Source organism: Methanomicrobia archaeon, assembly GCA_011049045.1.
Classification (GTDB): domain Archaea; phylum Halobacteriota; class Syntropharchaeia; order Alkanophagales; family Methanospirareceae; genus JACGMN01.
The window spans coordinates 18,647-35,260 of sequence record DSCO01000008.1 but is presented as its reverse complement, the minus strand read 5'-3'; the positions used below and the strand labels follow the sequence as shown (position 1 = coordinate 35,260).

At 56.0% G+C, this 16,614-nt stretch carries 17 protein-coding genes; 8 read left to right on the top strand and 9 right to left on the bottom strand.

Annotated features, from left to right (window positions below; genetic code table 11):
* Positions 1-2,616 precede the first annotated feature (2,616 nt).
* On the top strand, positions 2,617-3,012 hold the full coding sequence (locus ENN68_00905; protein HDS44655.1) for a hypothetical protein: 396 nt from the start codon (positions 2,617-2,619) through the stop codon (positions 3,010-3,012).
* Positions 3,013-3,342: 330 nt separating this feature from the next.
* Here ENN68_00905 and ENN68_00900 read toward each other — a convergent pair whose 3' ends face one another.
* From ENN68_00900 to asd, 3 genes are read right to left on the bottom strand one after another with little or no spacing between them, the layout of a single operon-like run.
* Entirely contained in the window at positions 3,343-3,921 is a 579-nt protein-coding gene (locus ENN68_00900; protein HDS44654.1) for a hypothetical protein, read from the bottom strand.
* A gap of 42 nt (positions 3,922-3,963) precedes the next feature.
* Positions 3,964-4,527 carry a hypothetical protein gene (locus tag ENN68_00895; protein HDS44653.1) on the bottom strand — a complete coding sequence of 188 codons (564 nt, stop codon included), beginning with the start codon at positions 4,525-4,527 and terminating at the stop codon, positions 3,964-3,966.
* Between the two features lie 47 nt (positions 4,528-4,574).
* The gene (asd, locus tag ENN68_00890) at positions 4,575-5,630 is read right to left on the bottom strand and encodes an aspartate-semialdehyde dehydrogenase (GenBank protein HDS44652.1); all 1,056 of its coding nucleotides are present in this window, start codon (positions 5,628-5,630) and stop codon (positions 4,575-4,577) included.
* Positions 5,631-5,716: 86 nt separating this feature from the next.
* On the opposite strand from asd, the gene ENN68_00885 reads away from it, so the two are divergent.
* Genes ENN68_00885 through ENN68_00870 form a run of 4 tightly spaced genes read left to right on the top strand, consistent with a single transcriptional unit; the run spans position 5,717 to position 9,215 of the window.
* Complete coding sequence (locus ENN68_00885) at positions 5,717-5,863, top strand: 50S ribosomal protein L40e (GenBank protein HDS44651.1); 147 nt, start codon at positions 5,717-5,719, stop codon at positions 5,861-5,863.
* A 47-nt stretch (positions 5,864-5,910) separates the two neighbouring features.
* Positions 5,911-6,675, top strand: coding sequence for an ATP-binding protein (locus ENN68_00880; GenBank protein ID HDS44650.1), 765 nt, complete (start codon positions 5,911-5,913; stop codon positions 6,673-6,675).
* 30 nt (positions 6,676-6,705) lie between these two features.
* Positions 6,706-8,952, top strand: coding sequence for a carbamoyltransferase HypF (hypF, locus tag ENN68_00875; protein ID HDS44649.1), 2,247 nt, complete (start codon positions 6,706-6,708; stop codon positions 8,950-8,952).
* A 5-nt stretch (positions 8,953-8,957) separates the two neighbouring features.
* The gene (locus ENN68_00870) at positions 8,958-9,215 is read left to right on the top strand and encodes a HypC/HybG/HupF family hydrogenase formation chaperone (protein ID HDS44648.1); all 258 of its coding nucleotides are present in this window, start codon (positions 8,958-8,960) and stop codon (positions 9,213-9,215) included.
* A gap of 23 nt (positions 9,216-9,238) precedes the next feature.
* On the opposite strand, the gene ENN68_00865 is transcribed toward ENN68_00870, so the two are convergent.
* The 4 genes from ENN68_00865 to ENN68_00850 all read right to left on the bottom strand — a co-directional run bounded on the left by ENN68_00865 (position 9,239) and on the right by ENN68_00850 (position 10,785).
* Entirely contained in the window at positions 9,239-9,427 is a 189-nt protein-coding gene (locus ENN68_00865; protein HDS44647.1) for a hypothetical protein, read from the bottom strand.
* A gap of 102 nt (positions 9,428-9,529) precedes the next feature.
* A complete protein-coding gene (locus ENN68_00860) occupies positions 9,530-9,730 on the bottom strand; it encodes a hypothetical protein (GenBank protein ID HDS44646.1) in 201 nt (66 codons plus the stop codon).
* Positions 9,731-9,972: 242 nt separating this feature from the next.
* A complete protein-coding gene (locus tag ENN68_00855) occupies positions 9,973-10,236 on the bottom strand; it encodes a hypothetical protein (GenBank protein ID HDS44645.1) in 264 nt (87 codons plus the stop codon).
* A 78-nt stretch (positions 10,237-10,314) separates the two neighbouring features.
* Positions 10,315-10,785, bottom strand: coding sequence for a ligand-binding protein SH3 (locus ENN68_00850; protein HDS44644.1), 471 nt, complete (start codon positions 10,783-10,785; stop codon positions 10,315-10,317).
* 90 nt (positions 10,786-10,875) lie between these two features.
* Between ENN68_00850 and ENN68_00845 the strand changes: the two genes are divergently transcribed.
* Entirely contained in the window at positions 10,876-12,486 is a 1,611-nt protein-coding gene (locus ENN68_00845) for an O-phosphoserine--tRNA ligase (protein ID HDS44643.1), read from the top strand.
* A gap of 63 nt (positions 12,487-12,549) precedes the next feature.
* Here the strand turns inward: ENN68_00845 and rimI are convergent, their stop codons facing one another.
* The gene (rimI, locus tag ENN68_00840) at positions 12,550-13,011 is read right to left on the bottom strand and encodes a ribosomal-protein-alanine N-acetyltransferase (GenBank protein HDS44642.1); all 462 of its coding nucleotides are present in this window, start codon (positions 13,009-13,011) and stop codon (positions 12,550-12,552) included.
* 19 nt (positions 13,012-13,030) lie between these two features.
* Complete coding sequence (locus tag ENN68_00835; protein HDS44641.1) at positions 13,031-13,387, bottom strand: hypothetical protein; 357 nt, start codon at positions 13,385-13,387, stop codon at positions 13,031-13,033.
* A 164-nt stretch (positions 13,388-13,551) separates the two neighbouring features.
* Here ENN68_00835 and ENN68_00830 point away from each other — a divergent pair, with 164 nt between their 5' ends.
* Complete coding sequence (locus ENN68_00830) at positions 13,552-14,874, top strand: hypothetical protein (protein ID HDS44640.1); 1,323 nt, start codon at positions 13,552-13,554, stop codon at positions 14,872-14,874.
* Between the two features lie 101 nt (positions 14,875-14,975).
* Positions 14,976-16,613 carry a phenylalanine--tRNA ligase subunit beta gene (locus tag ENN68_00825; protein HDS44639.1) on the top strand — a complete coding sequence of 546 codons (1,638 nt, stop codon included), beginning with the start codon at positions 14,976-14,978 and terminating at the stop codon, positions 16,611-16,613.
* The last annotated feature ends 1 nt before the right edge of the window (position 16,614 follow it).

Genomic DNA, 16,614 nt, shown 5'->3' with positions numbered 1-16,614 from the left:
CGTCTGCGCGAGCTCGTTCCTGATAGCGCCTTTGGCGTCGCGAGCTTTATGGATTATCCCGGGTATTACACCTACGGCGGGTATAGCAATACCTACGGCGGAGCGGATGACTATCCATGGAACTTGGATCGCGGGATAACAACGAACACGGCGAACGTGCGTACCGCGATCAACGGCTTGACCCTGGGCTATGGCGGGGATTATCCCGAGTCCTACAGCCGTGCACTCTATGAAACCTACGCCGATCCCGCCGTCGGCTGGCGAACGGGCGCGAAGAAGATCGTAATTATCTTTGGCGATGATGTGCCGCACGATCCAGCCTATGGGACCGGCTTAGATCCGGGCAGGGACGGTGTGATGGGTACCGCAGATGACCTCTATTTCGCGGATGTCGTGGCAGGTCTCAAGACGCACGGTATCACGGTATTAGCGTTGTATTCGGGCGTTGATTTACGGCCCTGGAAGTACGTAACCGAAGAAACGGGCGGCAGTCTTTTCAAGCTCGTTCATGCCGAGGCGGTACGAATACCCGAGGCGATCACGAGCTTGGTGCAGGCGGAAGTCGAGCGGATCGGCATACTCACCCTCCAGACCTCACCCGGGTACGAGGAATGGGTTGCCTTCACCCCGCTTCAGCATACCGATGTCCACGGCGGCAAGACGGTGGCATTCACCGTCACCGTAGCGACTCCTGAAGACGCGCGGAGCGGTACCCACACCTTCTCGATCAACATCATGGGCGACGGCACCATGCTGGCTACACAGACGGTCACGATCACCGTGCCGCCGCGAGCGGTAATCGATCGAGGTGAACTCGAAACGGTATCCCACCTGGCACATGCAAATGTCTCAATAAGAAGTAACGGCGACACCATCTTCCGATTCTCATTCAGGCCGTCGGTTCGCGAAGAGGCGGCCTGGCTCTCCCACCGGGTCGCACTTGCCAATAGTCTCGAGCTCGCACTGGAAAAGACGTTGATGCGGGAGGTGAGCTTACTCAAGATATCGAGCAGGGAGATCAGCTTCCTCGTTCCTGATCTGATCGAGCCGCTGGCCACGACGTACGTCATGCCTGAAGTGGACTTGAAGATACTTGAAGGAACGTTCCAGGCTGCAATCGATGAGGCCACGGATGGTGCGCTTGCACCCGTTAGTATGGTGCCCACAGCCTCCGCCATTGTGTTCCCGGACAAGTACACTGAGACGTTTGAGGGCACGAGCCTCATCCCCGAGACCGCTCATTCGGTCTTCGAACCGGTTCAGCCATGGATCGTGATCACTGATCCGCCTTCCGGCGTCGTGCTGCAGAATGCCACGAGCATCTACGTGCGAGCGAGTGAGGAGATCACGAGCGTATCGCTCGTTATACAGGGCGCCACGTGGAGCGAGCAGTTCGAGGATACCTCACGACCGTTCGTCTTCGCATGGAATGTGAGCGATCCTGAAGTAGCAGGCGGTTTATACCGGCTGGAAGCCACGGGCTTTGCTGAGAACGCCGAGATCCAGGCGGCGAATCACTCGGTGCTCGTGAACGTGAAGCGGCCAATCGCGCCACCCCTGACCGTCATTGCCATGTTGATCGCGAGCATCTCGGCGGGTGCCGTTGCCGCCGCAGGCGTCTATGCTACAGCTATACGGAATCGGCGCACGCCGCGACTCAAATTCTCGCTCCATCGGAGCGTCCTGGCGGCTCACTATCGGACCACCTTACTCGGCGATCTGCTCAGGATCACGTTCGGGATTCTCGCGCTCTCCATTGCTTACACGCTCCAGTGCACACTGACGATGCGAACGGTATTCTTTAGCTTACCGGATTTTATGCCCTTCGCTGAGCAGCCGCAACCGTTCCTCCTGCCTACCTTCGCAGGCCTGGCACCGAATGCGTGGAACGTATTCCTCCTGATCGTCGCGCTCGTTGGTGTGGTCATCGTGGTTCGTGAGGCAGTCCAGTATTTCTTTGCGCTGCTTCTCAATGCTGAAGTTGGCGCGATCGTTGATCGGACTGCTTCGACCATGATGCTGGTAACTGCTCTCTTCGGTCATCCGATAGGGTATCCGCTCCGAGCCGTGCTGTGGGAAGATCTGAGTCCGCGGATAAAGGGGTTCATCTGCCTCGGAAACATCATGAGCCTCTTCTCGTTGCTGGCCGTCTTTTACTATCTTGTTTTCGTGTGGTATCCCGATGTATGGTGGGGTTTCTGGGTAGGAGGGGTAGGCATTCCGGTCGTGGCGATGACCCTGGTCTATTCCTTGATCCCCTTTGTGGGAGAAGAAGGCACGGTCATCTACGAATGGAACCGCTACCTGGCACTGCTGCTCTTTGGTGTTGCTGGCCTTGCCTATCTGATCTTCACCTTTAACCTGGTCGATCCTTTAACGTTCCAATTCAGCCTCGGGATACTCTCTTTGAGCTTTTCGGGACTCCTTATCGGCGGTTTACTCCTGTACAAATTTCTGAAATGGATCAATTTTATGTGAGGTGAGAGAAAAAGAGCGAAAAGGGGGTGAGAAGATGGGGAAAAAAGGGGTAGCAGAGGTGATAGGTGCATCCTGTAGGGTCATAGAGAGGAGCGGGCTTGACAAAATCTGCCCGACGTGGGGAGGTAAACCCGGTATATGAAAGCGGAGAATGATGAAGTGATCACGATGCTCATCAAAAAGGGCATCATTGCAGAGGACGAGAACGTGCTGTTTACCGCGAGACAGAAGCGATGGTACAATTTGATCTGGCCGGGTCGGATCATCGTTACCGATGTCCAGGTGATCTTCTATGCCATCACGTGGTTTGGTTACAATCTGGAGACCTATGGTTATGACTTCTTTCACAACATTAGCGTCAAGAAATGGCTCTTCTCCAGTAGTATCACGTTTGTTACCCGACTCGGTGTCGGCAAGTTGAGAGGGCTGCCACACGATGCTGCAAGTGCCGCAATGCAGGCTATCGGGAAGGGCATACGCGCGCGCGTCACGGCATCAAAAGAGCCGTTGCGTACAGAGTCCTCGATCGTATAACCAGACAGAAGGGGTTTGAATCAGCTCGGCCTCGCCCACGAGGACCATAACCGTGACGTGCACCGGACTGCGCGACTTGGGGCGCTGCGACGGGAGCGATGCCGCCGAATTTAACACGACGCACGGTCCGGAGAGGCTTCCCGGCACGTGTGCTGCTTTAACGCGCGGAATCAACGAGAAAAGTAAAAGGAGTAACGCGCTCCTTTCGGCCGCAACAAACGCTTGATGCTTTATCCGGGCACCTGAATAGCTGACCGAATGCGCCCTGTTTCAGCTTCATCCAGTTCGCCTGCTCGATCCCGATCACGCTGCCGCACGGGCACGTTACCGCTAAGCCGACGACAGGTTCAGGCAAAAGACGATGACCGTTACTAAGAAGAGGATAACGAAGGTCTTTTGCACGGGTGCTTGATATTTATGCGCCAGCTTCATCTCTTTACGGTACCGGGCTGTTGTTAGAATAACGACTGAAATATAAACGAGGAAGCACCAAGCATACACATTCAGAAGTGCATGCTGGAGTTCCTGGTTCGCAATGAGGAAGGCTGCAGTTAATCCCGTGAACGCAGAGAATAGCGATAAGAAATGCAGCCTTCTTGACCGCTCGTACGGAAATAAGACCATTAGTATAAAAGAGATGCAGCCGATTATCCCTGCAACCTTGATGAATACTGCGTTTACTGTTAAATACGAGTCGATATTGATCCAGAGAGGCATCAGAAATACCGCGAAGATGATCAATCCCGCTTTATAAAAGAGCATTGAGAGACGGTTTTGGGGGATTGTATAGCCTAAATCACAATAGTAATGCCACCAGTAATCGTATTTTTTATAATACGTCAGCATAGCGAGATGGCTCAGTAAAAAAAAGAGTAGCGCACCTAAAATGCCCAGTTCTAGTTCAAGCATACTTCCGCTCCTCCGCCATCTGTTTTTGTATTATGCTCACGCTTATTTCAGCACGTCTAAAAGCGCCACGCGCTCCAATACGAGCTGTGGCAACTTCTCCTCGCCCACGGCGCTCAGCTCGCCATCCGTGATGCCGAAGAAACGCTTCAATCTGGCCCGCTTCGACGCGTCGTGCTCGCATTCAAAGGCCTGCAGTGCATGGGGTTCCTCAGTGAGGCCCGTGCTCGCTTTTACTGATGCCACCACCGCATCCAAATCTGTTCCCGTATCTGGAGCAACGATGATACAGGCGATACGCTTCTCGCCCTCCGTGACGCCCATCGCCAGTGCACGCCCTATCTGCCGTTTTCCCGCGGCGTATACCAGGATCTCCATCCCTAACTCGCTCGTGATGTTCGTGCCCTTCTCCACCGCCCGCAGCGCCTTCTCGACGGCCGAGTGCAGATGCGCCTCACTCACCACCAGGTCGGTATCCAGCGCCTGTAGGGTCACGGCGTGCTGCTCCGCTATCCCTTTCAGCACCGCGAGAAACTCGCTCACCGATACAATACTGACGGATCCCACCAGGATCCTGTACTGCGCTTCTCGTGCGTTCTCCAGCGGCATCGTTCCGTTCGTTCGTACTGAGTAAGGGAATTCGATTCGCGATGATATTAGTGAATATACCCGCGCTCTACGAGCACTTCAGCATTCAGAATTGACGCGCCAGACGCGCCACGAACGGTATTGTGGCCCTGTGCGATATATTTGACCTCGTTTCCCACGTTCCCGGCACGGATGCGGCCGACCGAAACGCTCATGCCATTGCTCGCATCGCGATCTAACCGAGGCTGAGGTCTGTCGGGCTCCTCACGGACGATCACGGGCTTCGGAGGCGCGAACGGTGTCTTGAATTCGCTACTGAAGTCCAGAAATGCCTCCTTAACCGCATCGACGCTTACTGCATCTTCGAAGTTCACCCAGACCGCCATCGTATGGCCATCCATCACGGGCACGCGATGGCAGGATGCGCAAACGGTAAAGGCGGCGTCTCGCACGCCCGTACCGTCGAGGCTGCCAAGTATCTTGAGCGTCTCGCTCTCCATCTTCCCCTCTTCCTTTCCGATATAAGGAATGACGTTATCCAGAATCGCCATAGAGCCCAGGCCGGTATAGCCCGCGCCCGAAACGGCCTGCATCGTGGCGACGTGAACCGTATGAATGCCCAGCGGCATCAAGGGCTTTAAACTTAACGCCAGAACGATCGTAGAGCAGTTCGGATTCGTGACAATAAAGCCATCCCAGCCCCGACTCGACTGCTGCGTCTCGATCAGTGCCAGGTGATCCGCATTGATCTCCGGTATGATGAGCGGCACGTCGGGCTCCATCCGATGGACAGCCACGTTACTGGCGACGGCGAAGCCTAACTGCGCGCAGCGCCGCTCCACCGTGCTCGCTATATCGCCGGGCAGTGCCGAGAACATAATCGCTAGCTCCTCGTTCGCGGGCGCGCCGACCGCGTCCATAGGCTGCACGATCATTTCCGCGGCTTCCTGGGGCAGCTCGGAGGGAAGGAACCATTGCGCTGCATCCTTGTACCGCTTACCCGCGCTTCGTTCAGAAGCAAACAACGCCCCGAGCTCAAACCAGGGATGTCCCTCGAGGAGCTGCACGAATCGCTGCCCGACACTACCCGTTGCACCCAGAACGCCTGCTTTTCGTTTTCTCATGGTTACCATACACAAACGGGTGAAAAGATTTAAATGTTAGTGCGCTGACTTATAGTAACGATAAAAGAGAGAGGTGAAGAACAGTAATGGCGCGCTTTCCAGAGGCTGAAGCACGGCTCTTCCGGATGAAGATTTGCATGGATTGTAACGCGCGGAACGCGATGAGAGCAACGCGGTGCAGGAAATGCAACTCGAGTAACTTACGGATGAAGTCCACACGTCGCACCCGCTAGCATGCGGGGTTTTCTCTTCTGCATCACTCACGCATTCTTTCTGATCGATGAAAAACGGCAAAGTTATAGCGGTAGCGGGAAAAGGCGGCACGGGTAAAACGGCTATCGCTGCGCTGCTGCTACGAGAACTTCTGAGCGGACACGGGGACCGGACTATCAGCATCTTAGCAGTCGATGCGGATGCCGATTCGAACCTGCCCGATGCTCTCGGTGTGGCCTGCGAAAAGAGCCTGGGTGACATTCGGGAGCAGCTCCTGGAGGAGAAGCAACGGAACATCGCCCTGGACTTGCGATCGCAGTTCGAGGGCAAGATTGCGGCGATTATGGCTGAAGAGGACCGCTATGACCTGCTGGTGATGGGTCGGCCTGAAGGCCCGGGCTGTTACTGCCCGGTGAATCACATCATACGCATGATCATCGATACTCTCGCCCAGAACTACGATTACACGATCATCGATTGTGAAGCGGGTCTGGAGCATCTCAGCCGGCGGACCACGCGTGACGTGGACATCATGCTCGTGGTGCTCGACAGGACGCGGAAGAGCTTCAAGACGGCGGTGCGGCTACAGGAGATTGCGCGCGAGATCGATGTTGACGTGAAGCGATTGCTCATCGTGGCGAACAAGATACCCGAAGGCGCTGCCGATGAACTCCGCGCGGCTGCTTCCACGTACGGGATCGAGATCGACGAGATTATCCCCTTTGACCCGCTCATCTCCGAATATGATGCTCAAGGACGACCTGTGGTAGACTTGCCGGATGATGCGCCCGCGGTAATTGCGGTGCGTCAGATCGTCGAGAAGATCAGGTGAGCTACAGTCCGGTGAACTGGCCGTTACAAAATGAAGATCATGGTGAGTGGCACGGTGCAAGGCGTTGGCTTTCGGCCAACGGTGTACCGGGTGGCGAAGAAGCTCGGATTGCGCGGCTTCGTGCTGAACAAAGGCTCGAACGTGGAGATCGGGCTGGTAAACGGTGCTGGAAACGGCGATAGCGTAGCTGATTTCATGGACATGCTCAACGAGAAACTGCCACCGCTTGCCGCGATCGATAAGATCGAAGTCAAGGACGAGCCGGTCACCGGGTATGACGATTTCAGGATACTCATGAGTTCAGAGGGCCGCAAGACCTCGGTGACGCCCGTGGACACGGCGATCTGCGATGCGTGCATCCATGAGCTCTTCGATCCCGCGGATCACCGGTATCTCTATCCCTTCATCAACTGCACCTCCTGCGGCGCGCGGTTCTCGGTTATCAAGAACGTCCCGTACGACCGGGTCAATACTTCGATGCAGGAATTCCAGATGTGTGAGAACTGCCTCACTGAATACAAAGACCCCATGGACCGCCGCTTTCACGCGCAGACAACTTCGTGCCCGCGCTGCGGTCCAACATACACGCTGTACGATAAGAATCGGAGCGTCATTGATGCTAGAGATCCGATCAGGACCTTTGCACGGCTGATTGACGAAGGCGCACTGGGCATCGCAAAGAGCTGGGGTGGCATGCATCTGCTCGGGACATTCGAGCAGGCAGACCGTGTGCGAGCGCTTTACCGGCGCCCATCAAAGCCCTTAGCCGTAATGTTCCGTGATGTGCCGGCGATCGAGCAACACCTGAACCTGACCGAGCACGAGGAGCGATTATTACGCTCCCCACAGCGGCCGATCGTGCTGCTGGAGAAGAAATCGATGCTGGATTCAGGTGACTTGGCGGAGATTTCTCCGGGCTTGAGCACGGTCGGTGTATATGTTCCGTATTCCGGGCTGCACCATGTGCTCTTCCATCACCTGAAAGCCCACGGGATCTTGATGACCTCGGCGAATGTGCCGGGCGAGCCGATGACGGTCAGCAACGAGGAGGCATTCAACCTCACCGCTGATTATTTCCTGCTGCACAACCGGGCGATCGTAAACCGACTGGATGACTCGGTGGTCAAATGCTACGGCGCTCGAAACCAGTTCCTGCGACGATCGCGCGGATTCGTGCCGACCGCGCTCACCGTCCCGTATACTGAGCAGATACTGTCACTGGGTGCGATGGAGAATGTCTCGTCCAGTATCTCGAAAGACGGTAAACTGTACACCAGTCAGTACATTGGCAGCACGTTCCACTATCCGACGCTGGAATTCCTCGCGGCCGGCACAGAGCAGTTGCTGAATCTGCTGGGCCTCGCGATGGAAGATATCGATGCGATCGGCGTGGACGTACATCCGGGCTACGCGACGAAGCGGTACGGGAAATCGCTGGCCGAGGAATACTCGATCGAGCTCGTACCGGTGCAACATCACTGGGCGCACGCGGCCGCGCTGATGCTCGATAACGGCGTCGAAGAAGTGATGGCGCTGACGCTGGACGGTACGGGCTACGGGCTGGATAAAAAGGCCTGGGGTGGCGAGCTCCTCTTCGCCAATTACTATTCCTTCGAGCGCGTGGGCTCGCTGGAAGAGATTCCGCTTATCGGTGGCGAGATGGCGATACGCGATCCCCGGCGGCTTCTGTTCGCCGTCTATTCGCTCCTGAGCCGCGAGCACGATGCGAGCCGCTGGGTGAGTGATCCTGAGGCGGACATCATGGCCAAGCTCATGAGGACAGCGCCGCTGACAAGCAGTTTCGGGCGCGTACTGGATGCGCTCGCCTGCTATCTCGGCATCTGTCAGCGAATGACGTATGATGGCGAGCCAGCGATGAAGCTCGAGCGGTATCTAGCGCGCGGTGAACACACGTATGCGTTCGAAACGTCGGTCGATGCCGCGGATCGGAAGATCGTGCGAACGCTGCCGCTCTTCGACCAGTTGGCTGACTACCGGATCAGCACCGAGCAGGAGAAAGCGGACATCGCATACTCGTTCGTGGAGACACTACTGCAGGAGCTGCTGGAGATCGCTGCGGACGTCTGCGAGAGCACGGGAGTCCAGACTATCGGGATAACTGGCGGGGTCTCCTATGATCTTCCCATTGTCAGCATGGCCGAGCGATTGGTGAAGGAGAAAGGCTTTACGTTCCTGACGCATGATCGAATACCGAACGGAGACGGCGGCATCTCGGTCGGCCAGAACGTGATCGTAGGTGGCACATTTAAGGGTTGAGTACCATGTGTCTGGGGATACCGGCGAGGATCGTAGAACTTGGAGAACGCGAAGAAAGCGGGTTAAGGCGACGTGCGAAAGCGGACTTCGGCGGCGTCTCACGCGAGATTGATATCTCGCTCGTGGACGTCAAGGTGGGCGATTACGTCATTGTCCATGCGGGCTTCGCGATCGAGACGATCGACGAGGAAGAGGCGCAGGAGACGCTGAAGGTCTGGAACGAGCTGCTCACGAAGTACGATGAGCTCGACCGGCTAGCGTAGCCGTTGCGACTCACACACTCGGTTTATGATTTGCCGCGATAGCGGGTAAGCACCACGAAGGCAATCAGTGCACTGATGAGACCCGCGGGGATGCCGATGAAGAGCGAAAAGTAAATAACATCCTCGAGCAACCAGGCGACGAAGAACATGACAACGATGAAGATCGCAAGCGAAACAACGATCCTGAGTATAAGATCTATTGCCCGATTCATGCGCGCTCGTTCATCTCTTGTGGGCTCAGGTATAAAAGTCATCCGCGACGTTTTTTGGTCGTAGATTTTTGGTTGATGCCAGCGTCAGTCGGCACCCAGGAACTAGACCTCTTTTCCACGCTCCTTTCTTTTTCCAGAGCGCGGCGCGCTCGCGAGGACCGCATTGATAAGCGCCGCCTGTTGCTTTGAACAAACTGCATTTGGCGTGCGTTTAGCCATTCCATCTGCAGCTCGCTGAACTTCAAGCGCTCCTTCCGATTTCGCTTCCTTCTTCGCTTCCAGCTCTTTCAGATCAAGGTTCATTGCACGCCTTTCAGATACTCCTTGACAATCGTATCATCAATCCCGAAACTGTTCAGGAACTTGATACGTTTTTTAAAATCAAGATGCTCTTTAAAGAGCATAAACCAAAACGCAGCGTCCTCCAGATCATTCTCCGAGCCCCGGAACACTTATACGCAATCTGCAGTTCCAACGGAGAGATGTTCAGCGTAGTATCACGTACCATAACCTCCATCGCTTCGGTAAGACTGTAATAATCAACATCATCTTTGACAAATTTGAACTCGATATTCGGAATTAATTGCTCTTTTTTGGCGAATATCACTGCTGGAGCGTTTTTCACTGAGAACATCGATGTCCTTTGTTGTTCGCGTCCGTCCGAAAAGGATGGTGATAGAACCGCTCGACACCACGTACCGTATCCCCAGTCTTTGAAGAATGCGGACGAACTCAACCACGAACTTATCCAGCTCAAAGAGCTCGCGCGCGAACCGTATTCGTTTCCCGTCTTCGAACTCGAGCTCCATTCTTTATCTTACAAAAACACTGGCTCGGGGTGTTAAAAACGTGAGCTTCACGCGATAAATCCTCGTTTCTGCGTAACGCTAAAAAATCACCAGCATACCCATATACCAGAGCGTCATGATCACGCCGGCGATTAGCACGCCCGCAAAGATCGTTGGGAACGCATATTTGAACCGAATGCCGAAGACGAAGGCGACTGCACAGCCGGTCCACGCGCCCGTGATGGGCAGCGGAATAGCCACGAAGGATGCGAGGCCGAGTGCGCCGTACTTCTCCATGCGAGCGTTGTAGCGACGTGTGCGCGCGAAGAGCCAGTCGAAAAATCGATCGAAGATCCGGTACCGCCGCAGCCAGTTCGAGACCTGCTCAAGGAAGAGGAGCAGCGGTATGACCGGCAGCATGTTCCCGAACACCGAATATATATATGCCTGAACCGGCGACATTCCCAGCTGAAGCGCAAGTAAAATAGCCCCCCGGAGCTCGCTAATAGGAGTCATAGCGGTGAGAATCACCAGGAGTATCTCCAGAACACTTGCAAAATCGCCCGGCATAGTCGCTCTTATATCTACTCCCTATTTAGATACTAATCTAAAGTATATTCGGAGCGAATAAGGCGTTAATGAAGCGGCAAGGAAAGAACGATGAAATTTGATCCCCAAGAGATCCGGGCTGAAACGAGCGCGGATTTTGAGGGTGCATGGATTCGCGGCGTCCAGTATGCAAGCGAGCGACGACTGAACGAAGGCTATCCGCGTTCGTTACGACTGGCGCGATGGGGCAAGCCCCATCCGGTGCTCGAGACCATCCAGGCACTGCGTGAGGCTTATTTACAGCTCGGGTTCGAGGAGATGATCAACCCGGTGATTATCGAGGCGGACGACGTGAAGCGCCAATTTGGCAAGGAGGCGCTGGCCGTTCTGGACCGTTGCTACTATCTCGCCGGGCTGCCGCGGCCGGACATCGGTATCTCTGATGAGCGCATACAGCGTATGAATGTACAATTTGAGAAGGAGCTCTCAAAAGCGGAGACCGCTGAGCTTCGCGAGACCTTGCACCGGTATAAGCGTGGTGAACTTGGTGGCGATGATCTCGTGTACGCGTTGGCGCAGAGCTTGTGCGTCGAGGACATGCAGGTGACGAAGGTGCTGGATACCGTCTTCCCCGAGTTGCGGGAGATAGTGCCGGTCGCCTCGAACGCGACATTACGGAGTCACATGACCTCCGGCTGGTTCTTGACGCTCGCCGAACTCGTGCATAAAAAGCCATTACCGATCAGACTCTTCTCCGTGGATCGCTGCTTCCGTCGCGAGCAGCGCGAGGATGAGATACGGCTGCGAAGCTACCATTCCGCCTCCTGCGTACTCAGCAACGAAGACGGCCAGGTGAGCCTCGATGATGGCAAAGAAGTGGCTACTGGACTGCTTTCTCAGTTCGGCTTTCGCAAGATCAAGTTCCGACCGGACGAGAAGCGATCAAAGTATTATATGCCCGATACCCAAACAGAGGTCTTCTGCCACCATCCGCGACTTGGCTGGGTCGAGCTGGCCACCTTCGGGATCTATTCACCTACCGCACTTGCTCAGTATGATATTCCCTATCCGATCATGAATCTCGGGCTGGGCGTCGAGCGCTTGGCGATGATCGTGCACGAGGCGGATGATGTAAGGGCACTGGTCTTCCCGCAATTTCACGCGCCCGTTGTGCTGAGTGATCTCGAGCTTGCGGAACTCATCAGGCTGGAGAAGACGCCGCAAACGTCTGAAGGCGCTGCCATCGAGCAGAGCATCGTCCGGGTCTGCGACGACCACGGTAGTACGGAATCGCCGTGCGAGTTCCTCGCGTACAGCGGGCTACTCTGCGGGAAGCAGGTTGAGGTGAAGGTGATCGAGCCCGAGGAGAACACCCGGCTCTGCGGACCCGCAACGCAGAACGAGCTCGTGGTATTTGAGGGTTCGGTACAAGGCCTCCCGCGGATCGAGAAATGGGCGAAACAGTTCGAAGAGGGCGTACCCACGAATATCCGGTACCTTGACGCATTCGCCGCTCTCGCCGCCGCTACGATCGAGAATGCGGCTCAAACGGGCGAGATGACGAAGCACGAAACGGTTACGGTAAACGTAAAGATCGTCCGGAGCGGCGCGGACATCAACATCATGATTGACGATGTGGCTGCGCGGTACATCACCTCGACGAACCGGAAGATAGACATACGCGGGCCCGTGTTTCTCACCGTCATCGCCACGCTGGCCTGAAACGTGTGAGGGAAAGAATCTTCGCTCTCGATCAGCGCAACGCTTTCCTCCGGAAGGGGGCTTTCACAAGACCTTTCGCATCATGATCGCGGCCTCGCCGTCTTTATAATAGTACGGCACGAGCCCGATCTCCATGAAGCCCGTGCTACGGTACAACTGCTGGGCCACGTGGTTGGTCAAGCGCACCTCGAGCCGCACGTACCCGATCTTCCGTTTACGCAGCGTGTTAAAGGCTGCTTTCAAGAGCAGCCGACCAACGCCCCGGCCGCGATATCGCGCATCAACGGCGAGGGCAAAGACGCGCCCATCGCCCTCTGGCGTGAAAACGAGCACGATAAAGCCGATGACCGTGCCCTCGAGCTCCGCAACCAGAAAGCCCTGCGGCCATTCCTCGTGTAATTCCAGATAGAGCTGTGCATCGCCCTCCAGGAACGACGACATCTCTATCTCCAGCACCCGGTTGATGTCCGCCTCCTCAAACGGTCGCACTTTTACCGTGAGGCCTTTCGACGTCGTTACTATCATACACCCTTTCGTGCTCACGTTAACGATCTTCCAGCTCCGCTTTTACCGTGTACTCAATAATCAGTGCGGCGAGCTTTTCCAGCAGCTCCTCGCTCAACAGCGACGCCTTCGAGCCGCGAGGCTTCCGTGCACGCTCAGACCATTTCGTGATGACCTCGGTCTGGCGCTGCTCATCCACGATCGGCCGGTTCATGCGTACCTTCTCTGCACGCGCCTCGTTCGCATAGTACATCCGCTGGGCGAGCAAATCGGCAATCGTATCGTCTATTTCATCGATCCGCTTCCGTATCTCCGCCAGTTCCCCATCACCCGCAGGCATTTTTATTCTGCCATCATAAAGAAGGTGTGCAGTTAAGATAAGAGCGTAATTGTCCATGCACCAACGTGAAGAGGAAAGCGAAGCAGAACCAAAGCCACCTGGTAGTTGCAGCTTGAGCGCTCGAAGCAGAATCCGTCAGAATAACGGTAGGAATAACGGTCTCGGAGTCGCTTCATCACAGACGGGCCGTAAGAGCGTGCGCGGGCACGAACGATATATATATGGAGCGAGGGGGAGCAGTACGTATGAGCATGCAGAGCAGGGATTCGGGAATGAACACTTTGAAGACCCCGCTCAGCCGTGCATTCACCTTCTTTCACGATTTCTCTGATCTGTTCCGGCAAGCGCCATTCTCACTCCTCTTTTGCTCCTTTACCGGGCTGCTGGCGGGCATTGGCTTGAGCTTCATGACCGGGCTGCTGCAGGCGCTGCCAGGCCTCCTTATCCTTATTCCACCGGCGATTGCGATGCGCGGCAACATTTATAGCGCGCTCGTATCGCGCCTGGGCACGTCCATGCATCTCGGGTTGTTCGCCCCAAATCTGAGCCGGGGCAGCGTGCTTTACCAGAATGCGTACACCTCGCTCATCCTCACACTCGTCCTCTCGGTCATCCTCGGTTTTCTGGCGAAGATCGCCGCACATGCCTTTGGTGCCTCGCAGATCGCTTATATCTCGCTCTACGGATTTGTGCTCATATCGGTCGTTGCAGGACTGATTTCCGGCATCGCGCTGCTCGGGATCGCGATCTTCATCTCGGTCCTCGGCTACCACCGCGGGTGGGATCTGGACAATATGTCGTCACCCATTATCACCTCTGCCGGGGACATGCTCACCATCCCCGCATTGTTCGTCGCCGCGCACTTCCTCCTGCGATTGAAAGCTGCAAGCAGTCAGTGGAACCTTGGACAGCTCGTAACTCCTGTAGAGCTATTGTCATTGCTCTTCGTTATCGCGGCCATTGTATGGACTTTGAAGGGTCTCAGATCTAACGATGCCGCGATCAAACGAATTTTAAAGGAGAGTATCCCAATGCTCTCTATCTGCGGTTTGCTGGGCACGATCGCGGGCTTGACGTTAAATGTGCAACTTGAGAGCCTCATCGCGCTCCCTGCCATCCTGATACTCTACCCGCCCTTCCTCGGCGAGAGCAATGCGCTCGGCGGCATACTCAGTGCACGCCTCTCCTCCATGCTCCATATCGGCATTGTGGAGCCGAAATCCCTGCCTGATCGGCTCGTCTTCTCGAATTTCCTCGTTATTTATTGCTTCGCGCTCTTCCTGTTCCTCTTCGTCGGTGTACTCGCCTATGCGGCAAGTATCCAGCTCGGTATTCCTTCGCCGCACCTGCTCACGATGCTCATGATCTCGCTGATCGGCGGCCTTCTCTGCACGACCTTCCTCAATCTCGCATCCTACTACATTGCTATTCTTTCCTTCCGGTTCGGCCTGGATCCCGACAACGATACCATCCCGCTCATCACCAGTGTAACCGATGTCGTCGGCGTCTTCTCGCTGCTCTTCGCTCTGTCCCTCCTTCTGTAAACCCGCGATTCTGATCCCAATCAGGTGCGATCGCTGTGCAGCACAGGATAAAAATCGTAATACTCTTTTTATGAACCGTTATGCTATAGGAGAAGTAGGATATGCCCGTTATACGATTGTACTACGATGATCTGACGGCTCTCACTGGCGTGAGCGTCGCGCGAATTGAGGAGCAGCTACCGCTGCTCTGCGCGGATGTTGAGCGAATGGACGCGGAGTACATGGACGTCGAGTTCTTCCCCAACCGCCCGGACCTCTTCAGTGTAGAGGGCGTTGCCCGCACGCTACGGCAATTCCTGGAGCTCGAGCCAGGCCTCGCGACCTATGCGGTGAAGCCGTCGGGCATCGAGCTGACCGTTGAGCCGTCGGTGCTCGCGGTGCGACCGCTTATTGTCTGCGGCGTGGTGAGGAATTTACAGTTCGATTCACGCAGCATCGAATCGTTAATGCTCCTGCAGGAGCAGTTACACCGCGGACTGGGCCGTAATCGTAAGAATGTCTCGATCGGTGTGCACGATCTGTCCAGGGTGAAGCCACCATTTACGTACCTCGCGGCGGATCCGAGCTTCTCGTTTGTCCCGCTCGATTACGACGTGGAGATGACCATGGCGGAGATCCTCGAGCGGCATCCGAAGGGGATCGGTTATCGGTATATACTCGCGGATAAGGACCGGTATCCGTTGATCCTCGATGCTGAGGGTAACGTGCTCTCCTTTCCCCCGATCATCAATGGCGAGCTGACCCGGGTGACTGAAACGACCGAGGAGCTCTTTCTCGATGTGACGGGCCTGACCGATCACGTATTGATCGCACTCAACATCATCGCAACGGCGCTGGCTGAGCGTGGCGGGGAGCTCCAATCGGTAGTTGTCCGTTACCCTGATGAGCGTGGGACGCGCGAAACGCCCAGTTTAGAGCCCGTTGCAAGGGAGGTCTCGGTACAGGAGGCCAACGCACTCATCGGGCTCGACCTGACCGCGGAGGGCTGTAAGGCGTGCTGCGAGCGCATGGGTCTCGGCGCTACGGTCAAGAACACGGAGCTCCTCGAGGTTCTGATCCCGGCCTATCGCTACGATATCATCCATCCCTGGGACATCATTGAAGATATCGCGATCGGGTACGGGTACAACAAACTCGCGCCTGAACTGCCCGCTACGCTCACTATCGGTGCGGTGCATCCAATAGAGGCGAAGAACGCGGCGGTGCGGAGCTTGATGATCGGCCTGGGCTACTTTGAGGTGGTCACCTTCACGCTGACCTCCGAGCGGAAGCAGTTTACCCTGATGCGGCGTGATGAGCGTGCAATCGAGAAAGTACCGGTCGCCGCTCCCATCAGTATCGAGCACACGATGCTCCGGTGCTCGATCCTCCCGAATTTGCTGGAGATTCTCGTGATCAACAAGCATCGCGACCTCCCGCAGCGGATCTTCGAGGTCGGCCCGGTCGTCCGGAACTTCACGGAGCGGTTCATGCTTGCTGCTGTGGCCACGCACGCCACCGCAAACTTCGCCGAGGTGCGATCGGTCGCGGACGCGGTGCTCCGGGAGCTGGGCCTGGAGGATGCTGAGGTCATGAACTCGCATGACGGCGCGTTCTTCGAATACGGCCGGAGAGCGGACATCGTCACGCATGGTGCGCGCATCGGCGTCTTTGGCGAGCTCCATCCCGAGGTGATCAGCAACTTCGGCCTCGACCATCCCGTCGTGGGGTTGGAGCTGGACGTCACCGGTATAACGTAAG